The sequence below is a fragment of the Flavitalea plasmicola genome, from assembly GCF_030546645.1.
GTDB lineage: Bacteria > Bacteroidota > Bacteroidia > Chitinophagales > Chitinophagaceae > Puia.
On the sequence record NZ_JAUOTO010000002.1, the window covers coordinates 666,632 to 687,997 of the forward strand.

At 52.4% G+C, this 21,366-nt stretch carries 14 protein-coding genes; 7 read left to right on the plus strand and 7 right to left on the minus strand.

All coding sequences use genetic code 11. The features are described from left to right. The first annotated feature begins 62 nt into the window (after positions 1-62). The 3 genes from Q4E93_RS07905 to Q4E93_RS07915 all read left to right on the plus strand — a co-directional run bounded on the left by Q4E93_RS07905 (position 63) and on the right by Q4E93_RS07915 (position 7,577). Positions 63-2,468 (plus strand): ABC transporter permease, encoded by a 2,406-nt coding sequence (locus Q4E93_RS07905; protein WP_303584059.1) that lies wholly within the window; start codon positions 63-65, stop codon positions 2,466-2,468. Between the two features lie 110 nt (positions 2,469-2,578). Continuing rightward, entirely contained in the window at positions 2,579-5,083 is a 2,505-nt protein-coding gene (locus Q4E93_RS07910; RefSeq protein ID WP_303584061.1) for an ABC transporter permease, read from the plus strand. A gap of 103 nt (positions 5,084-5,186) precedes the next feature. Further along, the gene (locus tag Q4E93_RS07915) at positions 5,187-7,577 is read left to right on the plus strand and encodes an ABC transporter permease (protein WP_303584062.1); all 2,391 of its coding nucleotides are present in this window, start codon (positions 5,187-5,189) and stop codon (positions 7,575-7,577) included. A 46-nt stretch (positions 7,578-7,623) separates the two neighbouring features. Here Q4E93_RS07915 and Q4E93_RS07920 read toward each other — a convergent pair whose 3' ends face one another. Continuing rightward, positions 7,624-8,229: a DUF4142 domain-containing protein gene (locus tag Q4E93_RS07920; protein ID WP_303584064.1), complete on the minus strand. Its 606-nt coding sequence runs from the start codon at positions 8,227-8,229 to the stop codon at positions 7,624-7,626. Between the two features lie 40 nt (positions 8,230-8,269). Then, positions 8,270-8,794: a pyridoxamine 5'-phosphate oxidase family protein gene (locus tag Q4E93_RS07925; RefSeq protein WP_303584066.1), complete on the minus strand. Its 525-nt coding sequence runs from the start codon at positions 8,792-8,794 to the stop codon at positions 8,270-8,272. A gap of 280 nt (positions 8,795-9,074) precedes the next feature. On the opposite strand from Q4E93_RS07925, the gene Q4E93_RS07930 reads away from it, so the two are divergent. Next, positions 9,075-9,221 (plus strand): hypothetical protein, encoded by a 147-nt coding sequence (locus tag Q4E93_RS07930; protein ID WP_303584068.1) that lies wholly within the window; start codon positions 9,075-9,077, stop codon positions 9,219-9,221. 41 nt (positions 9,222-9,262) lie between these two features. On the opposite strand, the gene Q4E93_RS07935 is transcribed toward Q4E93_RS07930, so the two are convergent. The 3 genes from Q4E93_RS07935 to Q4E93_RS07945 all read right to left on the minus strand — a co-directional run bounded on the left by Q4E93_RS07935 (position 9,263) and on the right by Q4E93_RS07945 (position 16,755). Then, positions 9,263-9,472, minus strand: coding sequence for a hypothetical protein (locus Q4E93_RS07935; protein WP_303584070.1), 210 nt, complete (start codon positions 9,470-9,472; stop codon positions 9,263-9,265). A 72-nt stretch (positions 9,473-9,544) separates the two neighbouring features. After that, on the minus strand, positions 9,545-11,818 hold the full coding sequence (gene tamL, locus Q4E93_RS07940) for a translocation and assembly module lipoprotein TamL (RefSeq protein WP_303584072.1): 2,274 nt from the start codon (positions 11,816-11,818) through the stop codon (positions 9,545-9,547). A gap of 5 nt (positions 11,819-11,823) precedes the next feature. Then, positions 11,824-16,755: a translocation/assembly module TamB domain-containing protein gene (locus tag Q4E93_RS07945; RefSeq protein ID WP_303584074.1), complete on the minus strand. Its 4,932-nt coding sequence runs from the start codon at positions 16,753-16,755 to the stop codon at positions 11,824-11,826. Positions 16,756-17,020: 265 nt separating this feature from the next. Between Q4E93_RS07945 and rpoN the strand changes: the two genes are divergently transcribed. After that, a complete protein-coding gene (gene rpoN, locus Q4E93_RS07950; RefSeq protein WP_303584075.1) occupies positions 17,021-18,445 on the plus strand; it encodes an RNA polymerase factor sigma-54 in 1,425 nt (474 codons plus the stop codon). A 45-nt stretch (positions 18,446-18,490) separates the two neighbouring features. Here rpoN and Q4E93_RS07955 read toward each other — a convergent pair whose 3' ends face one another. Continuing rightward, positions 18,491-19,162, minus strand: coding sequence for a porin family protein (locus Q4E93_RS07955; protein ID WP_303584078.1), 672 nt, complete (start codon positions 19,160-19,162; stop codon positions 18,491-18,493). 134 nt (positions 19,163-19,296) lie between these two features. Here Q4E93_RS07955 and ku point away from each other — a divergent pair, with 134 nt between their 5' ends. Next, complete coding sequence (ku, locus tag Q4E93_RS07960; protein WP_303584080.1) at positions 19,297-20,079, plus strand: non-homologous end joining protein Ku; 783 nt, start codon at positions 19,297-19,299, stop codon at positions 20,077-20,079. A gap of 7 nt (positions 20,080-20,086) precedes the next feature. On the opposite strand, the gene Q4E93_RS07965 is transcribed toward ku, so the two are convergent. After that, positions 20,087-20,992, minus strand: coding sequence for a YihY/virulence factor BrkB family protein (locus tag Q4E93_RS07965; protein WP_303584082.1), 906 nt, complete (start codon positions 20,990-20,992; stop codon positions 20,087-20,089). A 174-nt stretch (positions 20,993-21,166) separates the two neighbouring features. On the opposite strand from Q4E93_RS07965, the gene Q4E93_RS07970 reads away from it, so the two are divergent. Then, positions 21,167-21,313, plus strand: coding sequence for a lmo0937 family membrane protein (locus Q4E93_RS07970; RefSeq protein ID WP_303584083.1), 147 nt, complete (start codon positions 21,167-21,169; stop codon positions 21,311-21,313). The last annotated feature ends 53 nt before the right edge of the window (positions 21,314-21,366 follow it).

The following is a 21,366-nucleotide window of genomic DNA, read 5'->3' on the forward strand; positions in this document are numbered from 1 at the left end:
TATCATTAAATTAGAAGAGTGGCACGAGTTTGATCCCATTTAACTTACAAACGTGAGAAAAGATGATAAAGAACTACTTCACCATCGCGTTCCGGAACTTAAAAAAGCACAAGGTCTTTTCCCTGGTGAATGTAGCAGGTCTTGCCGTTGGACTGGCCGTCTTCTGGCTGATGGCCTTATACATCGCCGACGAGCTGAGCTATGACAGATGGGTCGCCAATGCGGATCGTATCTACCGGGTGGTGCACAGTGCCGAATGGGCTGGCGGAAAGTTCCGGCTGGCGCCCACATCCGCGCCGTTCGCCGGGGCCCTGAAAGAAGATTTTTCCGAAATAACCGAGGCTGCCCGTATGGATCCTGAAGGAGGCGGAACGTTGGTCTACCAGGATAAGAAGATCGAGGCGGGAGATATCTTTTTCGCGGACAACACGTTGCTGACCATTTTCCAGTTCTCATTCCTGTCGGGAGACGACCGCCAGGCGCTGTCTGCTCCCGGGTCCATTGTGCTGACGAAAACCCTGGCGGAAAAACTCTTTGGTGATGCCGCCACGGCCCTGGGCAAGACCGTGACTTTCCAGCATGGGGGGCCTCAAAAAGTGACAGGCGTCATGGAAGACGTGCCTGCCAACTCGCACCTGGCGTTCAGCGCCTTACGGTCCATGCCCGACCTTTCCGGGGAAGGCTGGCCCAATTTTTCCAAGTACACCTATGTCCTTTTGCGCGAAGGCGTGAAGGCGGAGCAGGTAGAAGCCCGTTTGCCCGCCTTCTTTCAACGTCACCTGAAGCCTTTTATGGGTGAGGGAACGCATTATAACATGTGGCTGCAGCCCCTGACATCCATCCATCTCCATTCCACCGGACTGAGCTATGACGACAGCTATAACAACAGCGATATCCGCTATGTCTGGCTTTTCTCGACCATCGCAGGGTTAATACTCATCATTGCCATCATCAATTATATCAACCTGGCGACGGCCCGCAGCTCCATCAGGGTGAAGGAAGTGGGCGTGCGTAAGGTGATCGGTTCCGGGAGGCGGCAGCTCATCGCGCTGTTCCTGGCCGAATCGGTGCTGTTCACCCTCATTGCCGCCACCATTGCCACGGTCCTGGCCGGCATGCTGATCCCTTTTTTCAACCAGCTTTCCGGGAAAACGCTGACCCTGTGGCGCTTTGGGATGACGCCTACGTTGCTGGCGCTGTCGCTCTTCTCCCTGCTCACGGGGATGGTGGGGGGTATCTACCCTGCCCTGTTCCTCTCCGCGTTCCGGACCATTCCGGCCCTGAAAGGCCAGCAGGGCAGCCAGCAGGCCAGCATCCTCTTCCGTAAATCCCTGGTGACCTTCCAGTTTGTGATTACCATTGTGCTTATCGCGGGGTGTACCATCCTCTACCAGCAACTGCATTATATGCACGACAAGGACCTTGGGTTCAACAAACAGCAGGTGCTGACCTTTCATATACATGATCCGGCCGTACGGGCCCGCTTCACCGATCTGCGAACGCAGCTGCTCCGCAATACGCTGATAGAAAGTGTTGCCGTCGCAGGCAATCCCATCGGCAATAACGATATTGGCAGCAACAGCTTTAATTTCGAGGAGAACAACGGGGAGATCGCCCCTTCGGGCAGGATGGTACAAAGCTTTTATATCGATGCCGGCTATCTGAGCACACTGCAGATCCCGCTGGTGCGAGGGAGGAATTTTGCTGCCGACCGGCCGGCGGACCTGCATGGCGCCGTACTGGTGAATGAGGCGCTGGTGAAGGAGCTGGGGTGGAAGGAAGCCTTAGGCAAGAGAGTGCGCATACGCACGGACCAGCAGGGGCATACCCAGGATGCGCTGGTCATCGGCGTGGTGAAGGATTTTTCCATTTATTCGCTGCAGCATAAGATCGAGCCATTGCTCCTGCAGCTGCCGCCGGTGCCGAAGGAGGGGGATAACTGCTATATACGTGTCAGCAGGAGCAATATACCTGCGGCCATCCACCAGATCGAATCGACGTATCGAACATTCGATGCGGCTTCGCCATTCGAATACCATTTCCTGGATGAGAACTTTCAGAAGCAGTATGCGACGGAGGAACATGAGGGACGCCTGCTGCTGGTGTTCACGGCACTGGCCATCTTCATCGCCTGTCTGGGTCTTTTCGGCCTGGTGACCTTTACCGTGGAGCAGCGGACAAAGGAGATCGGCATCCGGAAAGTATTGGGCGCCAGTGTAGGCGGCATTGTCCGGCTTGTTTCCAAAGACCTGATCCGGCCTGTGGTCCTGGCGATCCTGGTGGCTACGCCCGTCGCGTGGTATGCGATGCACCGGTGGCTGGAAGGGTATGCCTATAAGGTACATATAAATATCCTGGTATTTGCCGGGGCCGGTCTGCTGGCTTTGCTCATTGCCGGACTCACCGTCTCGATCCAGGCGATACGGGCGGCGCGGGTACCGCCGGCGAAAACACTTAAAACTGAGTAGCTCACAGCTGGGAGCTGGGAGCTGCAAGCTGCAAGCTTCAAGCTACAAGTGATTATTTAAGTCCTGGCTTGCAGCTTGAAGCTTGTAGCTTGTAGCTAAAAAAAAACAATATGCTTAAACGTAATTTCTCCATTGCCTGGCGCAACCTGCTGCGTAATAAGACGAATAGCCTGATCAACATTGGCGGGCTGGCCATCGGCCTCACCTGTGTGATCTTTATCACGCTGTACGTGCAGGACGAGCAAGGGTACGACAAGGGATTTAAGATGTCGGACCGGATCTGGCAGGTGACGCTGAATGCAAATTTCGGGGGACAGGAGTTCAATACGTCCAATACGCCGCCGCCTGTGGGTATCGACATGCGGGCGACCTTTCCCGAAATAGCCGATTATACCCGGATCTACAGGATGGGCAGTGAGGTAATAAGGAATGGAGAAGGCGGCCAGGCGAGCCGTTTTTTTACGGAGAAGAATGTCTGGGCCGTGGACTCCAATTTCCTGCAGGTATTCGATTATGCCATTATGGAAGGCGATCCGGCCAGCTGCCTGAAGAAGTTCCACTCCATCGTCATCACCGAAACCATGGCGAAAAAGTATTTCGGCAAGACGGCCGTTGTCGGTCAGTCCATGACGATGGATGAATACCAGGCTCCTTTCGTGGTCACCGGCGTGGTGAAGGACCTGCCATCGAATGCCTCCCTTCAGTTCGACATGCTGGTGCCCGTACAGGACTGCTGGCCCGTACAACATTTCAGCTGGAGCTGGGTATGGTGCCAGATGACCGCTTATGTCGTGCTGACGCCGCAGGCTGCACATGATCCTTCCGCCATCGCGCGGCTGGAAAGCAAGTTCCCCGCCATGGTGCGGAAGGATGCCGCTCATGCTTTTGACCGCATCGGACAGCCCTTCAGCGAGTTCATCAAAAAGGGCGGCCGGTGGGACTTTCATCTGCAGCGGCTGACGGACGTGCACCTGCATTCCGCCGATCTGGGCACGCCCCTGACCAACCTGGGAAATATCAAGTACGTCTATATCTTTTCCTTTATCGCCCTGCTTGTCGTCGTGCTGGCCTGTATCAATTTCATGAACCTCTCCACCGCCCAGGCTGCGCGCAGGGCCAAGGAGGTAGGCATCCGGAAAGTATTGGGCTCGCTGAGGGGACAAATGATCCGGCAATTTCTCAGCGAAGCGCTGCTGTATACAGGTATCGCCACCCTCTTCGCATTGTCGCTGGTGTTTATCCTGATGACGCCTTTCAACCAGGTGGCAGGCAAATCGCTGGAATTCCGGGAGATCTTTCAGCATGGGATCTGGCTGTTCATTCTGGTGATCTCCGTCGTCACCGGCCTGCTGGCGGGCAGCTATCCCGCCCTGTACCTTACCTCCTTCCGGCCTGTAGCCATACTGAAAGGCAGCGGTCTGTTTGCAAAAAGCCCCGGCAATCAACTGGTACGTAATGGCCTGGTGGTGTTCCAATTCTCCATCTCCATCGCCCTGATCGTCGGTACGCTGGTCGTATTCCGGCAGCTCAACTTTATGCAGACAAAGGACCTAGGGCTGAATAAAGACAATGTCCTCATCTTTCCCAACGTGGAGAAGCTTACCGATCACGGGCCTGCTCTGCTGGGCAAGGAAGAGTCTTTGCGGCAGCAGATCGCGTCCATTCCTGGCGTCATACATGCGGGCTTGTCCACGGGCACCCTGGCAGACGATTATTCGGGCTTCACAGATTTCTACACGCCTGTGACCACGGGCGTCACGGAGCCACTGGCAAAAGACCTTACCCTTACTTCCTTCATAGCTGACGAACACGTCGTTCCTGCCCTTCACCTGCAGATCATCAAAGGGCGGAACTTCTCGCAGAACTTCGCCGATTCCGATGCCGTCATCGTGAACGAGAAGGCCGTGCGGACCGTGGGATGGAAGGACCCCATCGGAAAAAGGATCAGCTATCCCGGCGGCAACAACCAGACCTTCCGTGTCATAGGCGTCGTAAAGGATTTCAATTTCCGCAGCCTGCGCACGAATGTCGAACCTTTCGCGCTGTTTTATCCTACCTCGAAGACCTACCATACCAATACCGACTTTATCGTCGCGGCTACCAATGCGCAACATACCCGTGAAGTTTTGCGGCAGGCGGAGAAAAAATGGAAGGATCTTGCGCCCGGCATTCCCTTTGAATACTCTTTCCTGGACAAGAACTACGAGGCGCTGTATCGCAGCGAACAGCGTATGAGCAATGTTTTCGCCGTCTTTACTACGCTGTCTATCCTGGTGGCCTGCCTGGGCCTTTTCGGGCTTTCCGTGTACACGGCAGAGCGGAGGATCAGGGAGATCGGCATCCGTAAGATATTGGGTGCGTCCACGGAAAACCTGGTCCGACTGCTCTCCAGGGATTTCCTGAAGCTGGTGCTCCTGTCAGCGGTGATCGCGTTCCCGCTCGCATGGTGGGCCATGAACAAGTGGCTGGAGGATTTCGCATACCGTACCTCCATCGGCGCGGGAACATTCGTAGCGGCCGGTGTGCTGGCCATCGGCATTGCCCTGTTCACTGTCAGCTTCCAGGCTATCCGGGCGGCGACGATGAATCCGGCGAAAACACTTAAAACAGAATAGCTGCAAGCTACAAGCTGCAAGCTACAAGCTGCAAGCTGCAAGCCAGGACCTAATAAGTCATTTGTAGCTTGAGGCTTGCAGCTTGTAGCCCCAAAAAAATACTATGTTTCGCAACTACCTTAAAATAGCCATTCGCAACCTGGTGCGCCATCGGCTGTATACTTTCATCAACATCGGCGGCCTTTCCATCGGCATCAGCGCTTGCCTGCTCATCCTGTTGTTCGTCATCCATGAACATAGCTATGACAGCTTTCACCTGAACGCCAGCCGTATCTATTCCATCTATGCCAGGATAAAGATGGGTGGCGACACCGTGCAAACACCGGGAATGAGTCCCGGTACCGGGCCCTCGCTTTTCAAGGCGGATCCTTCTGTCGCGGCTACGTTGCGGATGGCGGCGAGCACTCAGAAAAAATCCGTGTTCAACCCTTCGGCTCCGGAAAAAAAGTTCGGGGAAAGTCATTTTATCTTTGCAGACAGCAATTTCTTCCGCTTCTTCTCCTTTCACCTGCGTAAGGGTAATCCCAATCATGTGCTGACACGGCCTTTCGGCGTCGTCATCACGGAAGAAACCGCGCTTAAATATTTCGGCAGGGAAGACCCCATCGGCAAGCTGCTGCGCTATGACAGCGCTTATACGTTCGAGGTGACGGGCGTGGCGGAAAAGGCGCCTTCCAACTCCAGCATAACCTTTGATCTTGTCGCTTCCCTTTCCAGCGAGCGCCTGATGTCCGGACGGACGGGCAGCGGTGATGACGAAGTCGTATTCGGCAACTACATCACCTATTTCCAGCTAACACCCGATGCGAAGCCTGAAAATGTGGAGCATACCCTTCGCCGGCTTGCCGGGCAGAATAAGATCAATAAAGATGCGCCTGCCCGCTATATCGCCTCTCCCCTTATGAGCAGTCATCTGGAGGCGAACTTTACGGGGGGCGATAATTCCAGGTACCTGGCTATCTTCCCACTGGTAGCAGGGCTGATCCTGCTGCTGGCCCTCATCAATTACATGAACCTATCTACTGCAAGGGCCACTTTACGCGCCAAGGAGGTGGGTGTCCGCAAGGCCAACGGCGCCAGCCGCAGCCGGATAGCCGGACAATTCTATGTCGAGTCGGCGTTATATGCGCTGGTGGCATTCCTGCTTGGTTGGGTGCTGTTCAGCATTGTCCAACCTTATTTCTCCAACATTATCGGCGTGACCATCGATACAGACTTCATTTATCAGCCCCGCGTGCTGACCGCATTTGCAGGCCTGCTGCTGATCACCATCCTGGTGGCAGGCGCTTATCCATCCATCGTGTTGTCCTCCTTCAAGCCTGTGGAAGTGTTGTATGGCAAGGTCAGCCGGCAGGCCGGAGGCGCCGGATTGAGAAGGATGCTCACTGTTCTGCAGTTCTTCGTCAGTGTAGTTCTCATCGTCAGCAGCATCGTCATTGGACGGCAGCTGTACTTTTTCCGTCACACCGGTACGGGAGTCAACCGTGAAAACGTCGTTACCGTGCCTTTCTATAATATAGGAAGCCATTACGCCGACGTTGGAAGAGAAGTGGCGCAGCTGCCCGGCATCAGCGGTGTGGCAGCGGCCCGTTATGCCATGTACAGGGGGTATGATATGTCCGAAGTGATCTTACCTGGCTCCGACAAACCCGTCTTCATGCATACCCTGGCAGTCGACACGGCTTTCATTTCCGTATTGGGCGTCGAATGGAAGATCAGGCCGGCAAGCGCCCGGCTGTCCGGCGACCAGCAGATCGTGATCAATGAGGCAGCCGCTGACAAGCTGCAATTATCGTCCAATCCCGTCGGCCAACGGATACATATGGGGGACAATAAGATTTATACGATCGCGGGCGTCGTCAGGAATTTCAATTACAATTCACTTCATTCCAAGATAGATGGGCTTTTTCTCTTCATCCAGCAGGACGGCGTAACAACGGAGAATGTATTGCGGCGGGGCGTCCTTTTCGCCCGCATCGCACGGGGTGTCAACCTGCCCAATACGCTTGCCGCCATCAAGAAAATATACGAACGCCGGAACATCAGCGCTCCTTTCGAATATGAGTTCATGGATGATGCCTTCAATGCCAGTTACAAGGCAGAGGATAAGCTGGCAGGTGTGCTGGATATCTTTACGGGTCTCACTGTCCTCATTGCCTGTCTGGGTTTGTTCGGACTGGCGGTCTTTTCCGCCGGCCAGCGATCCAAGGAGATCAGCATACGGAAAGTACTTGGAGCAGACGCTCAGCAAATCGTAGTTCTGCTGACGAAAGATTTTATCAGGCTGGTAATGATCTCCATCCTGCTGGCCATTCCCGTGGCCTGGTACCTGCTGCACAAATGGCTGGAGAATTTTGCCTATAAGATCTCCATCGGGTGGACAGTATTCATCATGGCAGGTGGGGCGGCTATCCTGGTGGCCATGCTCACCGTCGGGGCGGAGGCATTGAGAGCTGCGGTGGCCTCGCCGGCGAAGGGACTACGATCGGAATAGCTTGAGGCTTAAAGTAATAAAAAATGGGCCCGAAGGCCCATTTTTTTTAATGCATTTTCTTGCACTTCTCCGCCTCCTGGAGATGGTGCCTCAGGGTATGCAGCGTGCTGTCGGCAAAAGCCCGGATATCAGCGTCTGTTCCCTTTTTTGACTCGTCCTCAAATGCGCTGATGACCTTCTTATGATCGTCGACCATCATGTTGATATATGCTTTGTCAAAATCTTTTCCACTTTTTTTCTGAAGGTCGTCTATGTTCTTCTGCATATCAGGTGAAACAGCCGTAGGCAGGGTGATGTTTTTCGTCGCCGCCAATGCCTTTAATTTGTTGCCTGCAGCGGTATGGTCTTTTTCCATCATTGCTCCATAATCCTTTACGTCCTGCGCCATTCCTTTTTGCTGGGCAAGCTGTCCCAGCTGCACTTCCGTCATGCCTGCATCGGCTGTGTTGACAACAAAAGTGGCGTCATCCTTAGAGACCGAGGCGGGAATGGTGGTAGCTGATCCCGCTCCAGCCGTGTCACGGCCGGTACTGTCCATTTTGGTCATATTGGAATCCTTGGCATCTTTCGTAGCGTCCTGCTGGCTGCCGCCGCAGCTGATCGCAAAGAAAGTGAGTGATGCCGCAAAACAAAGGTTAGACAATCTTTTCATAATTAATATTTTAGGTTAATACGCCATAGATATTCAAAACCTATGCCACCGGCCTTAGCATGGGCATGGGCGCGTCCAGCTGATAGGGCTTGTAACCGGGACGGGTATTGAAAAGCCAGGCATGCAACTGCGTCCGCAGGTCACGCCACCAGCCCGACTGACGGGCGCGCATGGCGCTTTCGAAATAATCCGCCTTTCCCATCTTTACTTTTATCAGCACCATATGGGGTGACACCTGTTGTCTCAGGTCGTCGAACAGCAGGCTATTGATCTCTTCCGGATCGTTGACGATGTAAGCCTTCCCGGTAATATGAAGGAAAAACCCTTTCCCCTTGCGGAAGAACTCGAGCTTTACGGGAAATTCCCGGTCGAATTCCTGGAGGGCCTGGGTGGGACGAGGCACAAAAAACCATATTTGTCCCAACTCATCCACCTTTAAAATAGAGACGATGGTCGTAGCCATTCTCAAAAGAGAGCTGTGCTGGCTGAAGAAAAGCGCGTTCTTCAGCTCCTGTATCTTTTCCCGAAGAAAGGGTAAATCCGAATTGAATGAATGATTGTACATAATGAAGCATTTTAACAAATAATTTCAAATCCAATACCATTCAGGAGTCCGGGGACCAGGCCGTGAAAATCAAGCCTGTAGAAGGATGCGAGCGTGCTACCGAAAGGGACTGACGGGAAGATTGAGGAATTTTTTGCACAAACCGCAGTTTATCCGGCCCTGTTCATGTGGCACAATTTTTTAACAACTATAACAGTCAATAAACCTGAAAGAAAAGAATACAATCGCGCCCCGTTTCCACGGGGCACTATTTTTTCAAGTGTGCATTAAAACTACTTGTATGATACGCAAACTAAAATCGGGGCAATTCAGGATCTATTCCCGCAAAATTGACCCCAAGACGAAAAAGAGAAGGAACCTGGGGACCTTTGACTCCATGGAAGCGGCCAGGAAACATGAAAGGGAGATACAATACTTTAAGCATTAATGAGATGTAATCAAAGAGGCCCCGCGATGCGGGGCCTCTTATTATAGGTTTGGAATTTTCTTTTTTGTTTCATCAGGGTTGTCATCAAATTTTGGAGCGTTGTCCGGATTGTCCGGATCGTTTTTCGCTTCCCTGTTCGCTTCGCGGGAAGGCTCTTCCGTTCCGTCCGGCATATACTTTTTTTTGGGATCGATGTTCTTCTTATCCGGAGAATCCTGTTGCTGTTTATTTTTATTATCGTTGTTTGACATATAGCTGAATTTAGATCGTTAATAGGCATGTTTCCATTATAAGGATTAAAAAACCATGCCACCCTCCACCTGCTAAAAAGGGTATCCGATGGCCAGGTTCAGCACCATATTGGAGATGTCGGTGGTTTTGTTGAACACCCATTTATGTCCGTTGGGGAGCCAGGGATATCGCACGGGGGTAGCGACGTCTACGCGTAAGACGATGATGCTGAGGTCAAAGCGCAATCCGGTGCCGATGCCCACCCCTACATCATTCAGGAAACGGCTGGAGAAAGCGGAACCTACCCGGGAACTGTCATATGTGCGCGTCCAGATATTACCTGCGTCAATGAATAGCGCCCAGCGGACGATGGAGAACAGTTTGGTCCTGTATTCCAGGTTCATTTCCAGCTTGACATCCCCGGGCTGGTCGGGCAGGAAAGCATTTTTGTTGGGATTGCCGGTATAAAAGGAACCGGGGCCCAGCGCTCTTGCCCGGAAGGCGCGGATGTCGTTGGTACCGCCCGCGAAAAACTGTTTTACAAAAGGCATGGTGCTACTATTACCATACGCGATGCCGATGCCTCCGGTGATCCGGGAAGCCAGCATGCTGTATCTGCCAAAACTGAGATAGTGGCGGATATCCCCCTCCAGCCGGATGTATTGGGAGAAGGGCGTGTTAAAAATGTGGATTTCCTTGCCTTTGTCGAGGTTGGCGCCCGTGAACAGTCCCAGAAGGTTGCCTGAGAGGTCCACATTGCCATTAAGGTAAAAATTATGTGTTTTCCGGTTGGGCCTTGCCTGGGAATTGTAGTTGAAATTATAAACGCTGCCGATGATAAATTTTGTTTCTATGGCCCTTGCCAGGGCAATAGTTGTATCCAGCACCGCCTGGTAGTTGGGGTTGATATTGGTGGGCCGGACATAGTTGATCCCCAGTAACGTTATCGTATGCTCAGTAGCCAGGGATTGTTTAAAGATATATCCAAAGCTTGTTCTTGCGGAAGTCAGCGTATATTGACTGCTCCTGTCAAAAAGGTCATAACCGAGGTTGATCCTTGTCTTTGGAACGAATTGGCTGCTGGTGCTCCAATGAAATGGCCCGGATATGATACGGGGGAAATATAAGTTCAGGTCTACTCCCCCTCTCCTGGTGCCTATTTTCACGCCCTGGCCCAACAGCTGTTCTTCCAGGCCTGCATAAATGCTGGTCGTAAACAGCTCCGCTCCTTTAAACAGGTTGCGGTTACGCCAGCTGACCGATATTTCGCCGCCCGTCGTATTGTCGCTCCGGGTTAGACCCGATACTTCAAACCGGATGGATTTTTTTTGCGTGGGGTTCAGATAATAGGTGAGAGCGAGTTGGTTAGCGCCCGAATCTGATTTTTCGTACCGGGCCTTGACAAATCTGAATACGCCCAGGCTTACAAGGCGGCTGAGGGTCTGTGTGTGCGTATTGAGTCCGTAAATGCTTCCCGGCCTATAGATGATCGTGTTGTTGAATAAGTATGGCTTGAAAAGATGGGCGGTGTCGACGAGCTGTATACCCCCGGGGATGACGACACCCTTGCGGCTGGTATCCGAATGCAGATCATATTCGGCAAATACCTTTATCTTATTGATACGCCAAATCTGGCGGGCCTCGTCCGGTGTCTCATCCTTTAACTTCACAAACATATCCAGTTGGTGATTGCCTACGGTGGTATCCAGGTCTACCACGAGATAGTTTGGATTGAAGAAGTAAAACCCTCTTTGTTTTAGCCGTGTATCGATGCGTACGCGTTCGTTCTTGATGACGTCCAGGTCATAAGGATTACCCTTTCGCAGACGGCTCCGTCGCTTGACGCTATCGATCCTTCTGCCGAGGTCGGTGCTGTCGCCGGGGAAGCTCACATTCCGTATGGTATATTGCGGGCCAAACACCGCGGTATAGATAGCCGTGAGCTTTTTATTTTTCACGGGCGCCTCCAGCTTGACCGTATCCCTGAAATAACCTTTGTTCTCCAGGTGATTCTGCAGCACGTCCCGGTTTTTTTCCAGCAACGTAGGGGTAGCAAGGACGGGGGGCTCACCCACCTTGTATTTCAGCCAGTGTTTAAACCCCTTTTCCTTAGTAGTTGTCCCTGCGATGTTGTAGATCCAAAGCCTGACACGGAGGCCCAGGATCTTGTTGTTGAGGCGTGGGCGCATAAGGTCTCCCAGTTCGGAGGCCATCGCTTTGGCCTTCTTTTTTTTGACGTCCGTGGTTTGTGTCTTTACCTTATTGGCAACATATAAATTCTGCCCTTCGGACAGATATTTGGATTCGTTGCAAGCCGCCAACAGCGATACGATATATAAAAGATATAGGAGTCTCCGGATCGTCATACTTATTATTTTGGGGATTCGGCCTGCGCCTTTTTAGCTCTGCGTCGTTCTTCGAGTTTTTCTTCCCGCGTACGGCCGAATATTTCCTTGAGCTTGTTATAGTCGAATGTCAAAATAAAACTCACGCCTGTCTCTACTACCTGTCCCTCTATTACGGCCTGGTATTGATTTTTCCGGTAGGCCCGCACCATATAACGGCCGTCCTTGGTGAGCTTGTAATCCACTGCCAGATCGCCCGCAATGTTGGAGGCTTGCTGGTTAGGGTTGCCTTCCCCCTGTACATCGAAGTTGCTGCCCACACTGACCTGGATACGGTCGTTGAAAAGCCGCTTGGACACCTGGACGGTGGCTTCGGTATAATCCCGTTCGACACCTGTGCTGAAATCCTGCTGCTGATTGAGATCGAAATGAATATCAACGCCCTTAATAAGACTGGCTGCCAGCTGGTCCAACTGATTGGTGAGGATCTGGCTCGCGCTCTGGAAAGCCAGGCTGCCGACACTGCTACCACCTCCCGCCGCGCTTTGCAGGGGGTCGTCTCCTACAAAACGGTTTAAGAGGAGCAAAGCGAATACCTGCTTATCCAGTTCGGACTCCTGCACGCGTATCTGCTGCAGCTTTTGATCCACATCCGGCCAGAGGGCCAGGTAGCTGGGCGGCAGGGTAATGTCGAAAGTTATCTTGGGTTTCATCAGTTCGCCTTCCATCTTCAGGGTCACCAAAAAAGGCAGCTTTTGTTTGAATTTATTAATCTCCGCCTGGGTGCGGCCTGCAATTTCGTTTGCTATCAGATCGATGGAAGGTGTATTGGCCGCATAGGTAGCGGTGATATCCAGCTCTGCCTTCATGATATCCCCTGTCCAGGTGATGGTGCTGCCCCGCTGGATGTCAAATTTCCGTTTCAGCACATTAAACGAAAGGTTATAAGCGCCACTCTCCACTTCATATCCACCCGTCAGCTCCATCCGACCCGATTGGTCCATGGAAAACACGAGGTTGGATCTGCCTCTGGCCGTAAGCGCATCGCCATTCCGTTCGTCCACGATGATGGTGAACAGGGCGCTGCTGTCTGTGGCGACGTTGAGGCTGATGTCCATTCCCTTGATGACGGACTGCGCGGCCATTAGTTTAGCACGCTGATCTACCAATGTGTCACCCGGGTGACCCTTATCCATAAAACGAACTACCCCTTGTCTGTCCACTATTTCCGGGTTGTTTTCCGGCAGGACAAAGGTGAAGTCCGTTCTCTTGTTGACCCGCAGGTCCCCGTCCACCTGCGGGGTGTTGCCATCTCCGGACAGGCTGACGGAAGCATCCATATTCAAGGCGCCGTAAAACATCCTGTCGCTGGCCTGACGGGCATTCACCAAACGGAAATTACTTGCATTCAAAAAGATATCAAATTTGAAGTCGCTGTAATTCTTCGTGTACACGTTGCCATCAATAGTGGCTTTGTTGCCGGCGGAGTCCTGAAAGGCAAATTCGGTGAAGTTGAAGCCATCCGAGTCGAATTCGATGTTGTCATTCGCAAGTTTCAAGGGCTCGCCCGAGATCACCGGAACGATGAAGGCATTGTCGAAGTGCAGGTTGCCAGTGATACCCGGCTGGTCCATGGTGCCTTTCAGCGCCAGCTTGCCTTTGAGGAATCCTTTCAGATCCTTCACCTGGGAAGTAGCAAAAGGTTTCAGGGAAGCCAGGTTCAGCTGCCGGAGGTCCAGCACCAAATCCATGCGGCTGTCCTTCATATAATATTCTCCTTTGACGGCTACGTCATTCTGGTGACCCGTGAGGCGGACATCTGCGGTGAGGGCGTCGGCCTTCTCATTGCCGACCTTGATAGCCAGGTCGCCGACGGAGTCCTTCCTGTAACTGAGATCCTTTATCTGCAGGTCCGAGGTAAACAGAGGCGAGGAAGTCGGGTTCTTCACTTGTGCCTTGCCGTTGAGGACGCCTTCCACGGACAGGGAGTCCTGGTCGGCAAAGCGCGACAACGTGCCCAGCCGAAAGTTGGAGAACGTCACGTCGATGGGCGAATTGGAAATATTTTGCGTGCTGTTGACCTGCAATGCTTCCCCTTTGTTTTCGATCCTGAAATCATGGACGAGGACGCCGGCGGAGTCGTATTGAAAGAAATTGTCCTGGCTTACCTGCCATTTGTCGTAATTCAGCAGAAGGCTGTCGGGGTGAAGGGTGAACTTCAGCCCATCTATCAGCTTCTCCAGCTGACCTGCCAGCCTGTAGCGGTCTTTCCCTTTTCTGTCTTTCAGCAGCGCCGTGGTGAACAGCTTGTCCTCGGCCAGCCATCCGTGCACGGAGGTCTGGTAAAGGGAAAAGCCGCTGCCCTGTCCGGAGGCTATGTCGACCGTGTAGCGCAGCTGACCGCTGTCGGCTCCCGCGCTGTGCGCTGAAGCCGTCATATGCTGGAACACCTGCGTTCCCACCTGGACGCGGGGAGCGTTCATGGAGAGGCGGATGTCATCGTAACGACTGTTGAAGTAGAGGAAGCCCGTCACCGTATCGGTGCCCTTGAGAGCGGGCATGTAGGCCAGCACAAGCGGGGAAGTCCTGAAACGCAGCTGCATACGCCACTCCTGCTCTGTAAAGGCCGAGTCTTTATACCCATTGATCCTGTAATAATTGTTGATCGTATGCTGAAGAGCCCGTTGCACTTCCGTCAGCTTGTAGCGGCCATTCCAGTCCAGGTCGGCCATTTCCGCATGCAGCTGTATGTCCTGGATCCCGTTGGCATGGTCTGCTGTCAGGATGATGCTGTCGGTGGCGAATTTTTTTGTGCCCTGCAGCAGCGCCAGGCTGTCCATTCTCAGGTGGCCGATAAGCGAGTCCGGGTTCGTGCTGACAAAGTCCGCGTTCACGTGTCCTTTGAACTGCAGGGTATCTTTCACGAGGTGGAGGGCGTGCAAGTCGGCCGTATCGATGCGCCAATCCAGGCGCACGGCGGGGAATTTACCGGCCAGCCCGGCGGAGGCATGAAGGTCGAAGCCGATGGCGGTATCATGGATGGCGGATCGCAACTCCGCATGTTCATTGGCCACTGATCCGTCGAAGAAAAAGTTATGGTAGGTATATTGCCGGATCGTGGCGGACTGAAGGCGGCCATGCAGCACCGCATTGGCCGTGTGCTGATCCAGTCCCCTTCCTTTTGCCGTGAAGTCAGCGGTGATCAATCCCCATTGGACACTGTCCTTCAGGATATAGCCCAGGTCCAGCGCCTTTGTCTGCAAGGCCAGGTCATAGCGGGCATTTTTGGGATCCCTGAACTGCTGGATATAGCCTTTCAGGACCACCGTCCCTGAAGTGGTCGCCAGCACCAGGTCGCTGTTGAAGCCCGACATATCACCCTGCAGTCTGCCGCGCACGGTGAAGCGGGCGGGGATGGCGATGTTGGCGGGTAATGTCCCTTTAGGCAGCAACGCTTCCAGGCTTTTGCGGCTGCCGGACATGCTGGCTATGTTCAAGTTGGCCGAGACATGTTTGACATCCATGGGATGGAGTACTGTGCCGGAGAGGTCCACGGCGATATCCTGCAGGCCGCTGAAACGGAAACGTTCCACCTGCAGGGCATCCAGTGTCCCTTTGACACGGGCATCGACATTCCAGGTATCGTTGGGGTGAAAGGCCGGCTGTGCGGCCAGGGATGGAATGAAGAGCAGCACATCCTTCACCTGTATGCGGCTGCCGGGCAGGTCCAGGTCGACCAGGGTGTGTACCGGGTCTTTTACCATCGCGGCGGGGGAAGAATAATGAAGTGTCAGGCTTCTTTGGATCAGCGTTCCGGGGGTACGGAGCAGGAGGTTCTGCAGGCTGGTGTGGTGGGCGGTATACAGGAAGGACGACTGCAGCTGCCGCAGGTCGAAGCCGGAACGCTCGGTGAGCTGACCTTTGGTGATGACGCCGCTGAGCGAATCCGCGCTGTAGAAGAGGTTGTTACCATGCAGAGAGAGATCATGGATATCCAGGTGGGCGTAATCCATTCCCTTCGGCTGGCGACGCTGCGTATTATCGTCATAGCGGGCATCCGTGCTGTCCAGCTCCAGGGCTTTTATCCTGAACACCTGTTTGTCGACGTCGACCGACTGCACTTCTGCCGCCAGCCGTCCCAGCCGGAGGCTGGTGGTCATAGAGGTGACCTCGTTGCTATAGTCGATCCTGCTGTCGGCAAAGCCGATCCTCCCTAATTGAAAGTCCATGGGGGCACCGGTGGCGACAGCGTTGGCAATGGCGGTGTCCGGGATCACCAGCGGCTTATACTGCCGGATACGAGCCTGCAGCCCTTTCATCTGGAACTGGGTCACATGGAAGGAAAGCTTTGCAGGATCGAAGGCGTCCAGGTGGGTGACGCTGTGATCGATCCATATTTCTATGTCATTCCCTGTCAACGTATCCTTATACAGGAACCGGACCTTATTCAGCTGCAGCTCCCGTAGCGACATTTTCATAGAGGAAGTGCCTTTATCAGCGGGCTGCTTGCCCGCAGGGCTGGAAAAGGCATCCGCAATGAACTGGAAATTAAAGGTCGTGTCCGGCAGAAGACGTTTTATCTTCATCGTAATGGCTTCCAGCTGCACCTTGCCAATGTCGATATTGTTGTGCAGGAGTCCCCACATATGGATGTTGACGTCGATCAGGCCGGCTGAGAGCAGCGTATCCTTCTGCCTGTCTTCCAGATAAATATTCTTCAGCACTATGTTTTCGGGGAACCTGATATAGAGGTTGCCGATATTAACCCGGGTTTGCAGCTTCCGGGAAAGGTATTTTTCGGCTTTGCCACGTATAATGTTCTGGATATAAGGGGTCTGTATCAAAAAGATCACGATGATCAGGATGATGATGATGGAAGCCGTGATCTTTAGAAATATTCTCGCCAACCTGCGTATGACGGATCTGCGCGGTCTATTTTTAGGCTGGCTGCTCTGCATAGTCTGTGATTCGATGATATTTAAGTTATAGTATTAACCTTATTTGACAAAATACAGACCATTTTCTCCAACTGTTCAAATTTTCATTTACAAGCTACCGTAAAGGGAAAATATTGTAACTCAAGGGATTTGTTACGTTTTTTCCCCAGGGGCGTACCTATTTTTCTACACGGGGCGTCTTTCATCCCACCCCCGGGCATGCTTTAAAGCAGCGGAATTTCTGGCTTCCGATTTGTCGTACTCCTACTACAAAATTCCGTGGATTATGCTCAAGCAACTTCAAACGCAGAAGCAACAGCACACGATCCTGCCCCAGCAGATTGAATTACTCAACCTTTTCCATTTGAACACTTTGGAGCTGGAACAACGAATACAGGACGAATTGACCGAGAACCCGGTTCTCGAAGAGACGGCATCCGGCGACGAGAGCCTTTCGGACAAGTTCTCCAAAGATACGGTGCAGGATTTTCAGAATTGGGAAGAATATGGCTACGACGATATTCCTGATTATAAGACTGAATATAAGAATTATCTTTCTACGGAGAAGATCCCCGAAAAGCCCATGGCCGAGCAAACGGATTTCCGGGAAGAGCTGAAGCGCCAGTGCCGTTATCTCAGCGTACCGGAGGAAAAGTATTATCTATTCGACTTTCTCATCGACTCTTTGAACGAGAGCGGTTTCCTGGAACAGGACCTGGAAGAGCTGGCCTCTGAGATATCTTTTTCCAGGAAGACATGGATCGAGCCTTCGGAGCTGGAAGAAACACTTACCCATATACGTGAACTGGACCCATTCGGGGCCGGCTGCAGGAACGTACAGGAATATATGCTGCTGCAGCTGAAAAAAATGAATATCAAGCAGCCGGATGTGCGGATGGCTATTTGCCTGCTGGAAGAACATTTCCAGGACCTGCGGGGCGCCAACCTGGACAAGCTGAAAAAACAGCTGGGCCTGGAGGACGACGAGATCCGGATCGTACTCAGCCTGCTGGCCCATCTGAAAACGCGTCCTTTCACGCAGCCGGTGGCAGCGATACAGGTGAATCCTTCCATCCTGCCGGATTTTGTCATTCTCGATGAAGGCGAAAAACTGGAAGTGGCGTTGTATCGTCAGCGATCTTCCAATCTACATATCAGCCAGTCCTGGGTAGAGATGGTGCAAAACGCCGCACATAATGACAAGGTGGAAAAATCCGCCCGTCAATATCTTCGCAGCAAGCTGTCATCCGCACAATGGTTCATCAACGCCATCCAGCAGCGTGAATCGAATATGCTGAAGATCATGAACGCCATACTCGACATGCAATATGAATATTTCAAATACGGGGATATCCTGCTGTTGAAGCCCATGAAGCTAAAGGACATTGCAGACAAAGTAAAAGTAGATATCTCTACCGTCAGCCGCCTGACCTGTAACAAATATGCCGAGACGCCCTTCGGGACCATACTGCTGAAAGACCTTTTCACAGAAGGCATCGTCAATAAGGAAGGCAATAGCATCAGCAACAAGGTGATCCAGAGCATCATCAGCGAGCTGATAGAAACAGAGAACAAAAAAGAGCCTTATACGGACAGGCAGCTGGTGTCCATCCTGGCTAACAGGGGATATTCCATCGCCCGACGGACCGTGGCCAAATACAGGGAGTTGTTGAATATACCGGTGGCGCAGATACGGGGGTTGTGGGAATAAATAAAAAAATCCGTCTCTTGCGAGACGGATTTTTTTTTTGCTCATTTAGAATGCAAATCCCGCATAGAACGAGAAACCCGCATTCTTAGCGTTGCCGAGGAGCGTACCCGACGCTTCACCGGATTTGCCGATGTGGCTCAGGCCATAGTTGTACCGGGCTCCGAGCGTAACATGCTGGATGTCGAATCCCAGGCCACCTGCCAGACCGAAGTCCCACTTGTTGAAGTCACTCGTTTTGAGATCCGTCGCGCCCTGGACGTCGCCATTGTTGTTGACGTTCTTCACATTCGCATTGACCAGGTAACCGGCATAAGGTCCCAGGTGCAGGTTGAAGTTCGACGCCAGGTTTACGACGGCCAGCACAGGCACTTCCACATAGCCCAGGTTAAACCTGTATTCTCCGCTGCCCTGCAAAATGTTGTCGTAATTTGACTTGTTTCCCTTCAGGCTGTACAATATTTCAGGCTGAATGGAAAAACCCCTGGTGACGGGCAACTTTGCGAATACACCCGCGTTGAATCCGGCTTTCATATGATCGGTGTTGGCCTGGGAGCTGTAGAGATTGGTCAGGTTGAGCCCGCCCTTGATCCCGAACTTCGCCGTTGGACCGCTATCCGTAGCGGTTTGCTGTTCCTGCGCGCACACCGTCATCCCGGCGATTAATAAAGCCGCTGTAAATAAAACACTTAGCTTTCGCATCGATTGATTCTTTTTCATAACAGATCATTTAGTTAATACGTCGGTTTATTTTCATAACTTCTTCAATTGTCGTGCCGCGCCGGGTATGCATGCAGGTGCCACAAGCGTGGTTTTGGCATAAAACTTCGTATATTTTAATAAAACACTCAGCTATGAGAGCAATATGGACAGGGGCTATCGGCTTCGGCCTCGTAAACATCCCCATCAAGCTATACAGCGCCACGGAAGAGAGCTCGCTCGACCTGGACATGCTGGACAAGAAGGACCATGCCAATATAAAATTCAAACGCGTGAACGAGCATACGGGCAAGGAGGTGGCCTGGGAGAACATTGTCAAAGGATATAAGCTGGATGATCGTTATGTGGTGCTGACGGATGAGGATTTCCAGAAAGCCAGCCCGGAGAAAACAAAGATCATCGAGATAAAGGAGTTTGTCGAAGAGGTGGAAGTGGATGGTCTTTACTACGAGACGCCTTACTACCTGGAGCCGGAGAAATCCGGCGGCAAGGCGTATATCTTATTACGGGATGCCTTGTCGAAAACGGGCAAGGTGGCGTTTGGCAGTTTTGTATTACGCAACAAGGAGAGCCTCTGCCTGCTGAAGCCGGTGGACAATGCGCTCGTGCTCTACAAGATCCGCTGGGCCCAGGAAGTGCGGTCGACGGAGGACCTGAACATCCCTGCCGGCAGCAGCAAGCCGGCTGAGCTGAAAATGGCTATCCAGCTGATCGATCAGTTGTCGGGTCCGTTTGACATCGACAAGTATAAAGACACCTATTCCGATGAATTGATGAAGCTGATCCATGCCAAGGCGAAGGGACGCAAGCCTCCGAAGCCCGTGATGAAGGTGGTGCATAGGGAAGGCAAGGATCTGTTGTCTCAGCTGAAAGCCAGTCTGCAGGGCGGCGGGGGTCGCAAGCGCAAGGCTTCCTAGATGTCCCTCATTCCAGCTCCTGTACCTCTCTTTTAAGGATAAAGACGGCTGTATCAGAGGGCCTGATGCGGCCACCGAAGAGCTGTGCATAGACCTCTGTGAATTCAGCGCCGAAATACAGGATGATCGAGGAATAATATACCCAGGTAAGAATGACCACAATAGAGGCGGCGGCGCCATATGTGATGCCCAACCTGGAATTTCCCAGGTACAGACCGATGAGAAATTTACCCAAAATAAACAGCAACCCGGTGAAAACAGCCCCAATGAACGCGTCTTTCCAACGTATGACGGCATCCGGCAGCACCTTGAAGATGATGGTGAACAGCAGGGTGACGGCTGCCAGGGTCAGTATCATATTGACGATGTAAAAAACTACCACCGTGCCGTGTGAAAAATAGTTCTTCAGATAGGTGCTCAGGAGGTCCATGAGGGAATTGATCAGCAGCGATACCATGGCGATAAAGCCCAGCCCTACGATCAGGCTGAAGGACAGAAGACGGTTGCCCAGGAGCTTTAGCCAGCCTTTTTTCGGCTTGGCCTGGATGGACCACATATAGTTGATGGATCCCTGGATCTCCGTGAATACGCTGGTCGCACCGATCAGCAGGATGATGCCGCCAATGATGGCGCCTGCCATCGTGTGACGGGAAGCCTGGATATTCTTGATGATCTCCTGGATCTGCAGCGCCGCACCACTGCCTACCAGTCCCTTTATCTGGTGATAGATCCTTCCTTCCACGGCATCATGGCCAAGAAAGATACCTGCCAGTGATATAACGACGATCAGTAGAGGCCCCATGGCAAAGATAGTGGAGTAAGATAAAGAAGCGGCAAGCTTAAAGCCATTGTCGCCATCGAACTCTATGGCTGCTTTTTTAAACACTTTCCAAAAGTCTGAAAGCTTCTTCATGTATTTAATATAAATAAGATTATGCCAGGGTGCGGAGCTCCGGGGATTTAATTCCCCAAAACTGGACGAAGATAGGGCTAAACGACGCTTTATCCCGTTTTGTTCCATATTGGCAAGCATTTTTCTTAGGGTAATAGAAGACAACGAAATTCCTTACTACTTAAAACTTTTTTTATGAGCGGTCTACTTTATTTAATAGCAGTGATACTTATCATAGGTTGGATCCTGGGTGTGTTTGTATACAGCGTCGGAGGGCTGATCCACGTGCTGATCGTACTGGCGCTGATCTCCCTGATACTGGGTATCATCCGGAGAGCCTGACCGGTCCTGAAATGTCTTTGGGGGTAAAGGGTTGATCTATGGACCCTTAAAGC

Excerpts from the sequence above, each read along its gene's own strand:
- Q4E93_RS07970 (WP_303584083.1), top strand. The coding sequence starts at position 21,167 with ATGAGCGGTCTACTTTATTTAATAGCAGTGATACTTATCATAGGTTGG.
- Q4E93_RS07930 (WP_303584068.1), top strand. The coding sequence starts at position 9,075 with ATGATACGCAAACTAAAATCGGGGCAATTCAGGATCTATTCCCGCAAA.
- rpoN (WP_303584075.1), top strand. The coding sequence starts at position 17,021 with ATGCTCAAGCAACTTCAAACGCAGAAGCAACAGCACACGATCCTGCCC.
- ku (WP_303584080.1), top strand. The coding sequence starts at position 19,297 with ATGAGAGCAATATGGACAGGGGCTATCGGCTTCGGCCTCGTAAACATC.
- Q4E93_RS07925 (WP_303584066.1), bottom strand. The coding sequence starts at position 8,794 with ATGTACAATCATTCATTCAATTCGGATTTACCCTTTCTTCGGGAAAAG.
- Q4E93_RS07910 (WP_303584061.1), top strand. The coding sequence starts at position 2,579 with ATGCTTAAACGTAATTTCTCCATTGCCTGGCGCAACCTGCTGCGTAAT.
- Q4E93_RS07935 (WP_303584070.1), bottom strand. The coding sequence starts at position 9,472 with ATGTCAAACAACGATAATAAAAATAAACAGCAACAGGATTCTCCGGAT.
- tamL (WP_303584072.1), bottom strand. The coding sequence starts at position 11,818 with ATGACGATCCGGAGACTCCTATATCTTTTATATATCGTATCGCTGTTG.
- Q4E93_RS07915 (WP_303584062.1), top strand. The coding sequence starts at position 5,187 with ATGTTTCGCAACTACCTTAAAATAGCCATTCGCAACCTGGTGCGCCAT.
- Q4E93_RS07955 (WP_303584078.1), bottom strand. The coding sequence starts at position 19,162 with ATGAAAAAGAATCAATCGATGCGAAAGCTAAGTGTTTTATTTACAGCG.
- Q4E93_RS07905 (WP_303584059.1), top strand. The coding sequence starts at position 63 with ATGATAAAGAACTACTTCACCATCGCGTTCCGGAACTTAAAAAAGCAC.
- Q4E93_RS07965 (WP_303584082.1), bottom strand. The coding sequence starts at position 20,992 with ATGAAGAAGCTTTCAGACTTTTGGAAAGTGTTTAAAAAAGCAGCCATA.
- Q4E93_RS07945 (WP_303584074.1), bottom strand. The coding sequence starts at position 16,755 with ATGCAGAGCAGCCAGCCTAAAAATAGACCGCGCAGATCCGTCATACGC.
- Q4E93_RS07920 (WP_303584064.1), bottom strand. The coding sequence starts at position 8,229 with ATGAAAAGATTGTCTAACCTTTGTTTTGCGGCATCACTCACTTTCTTT.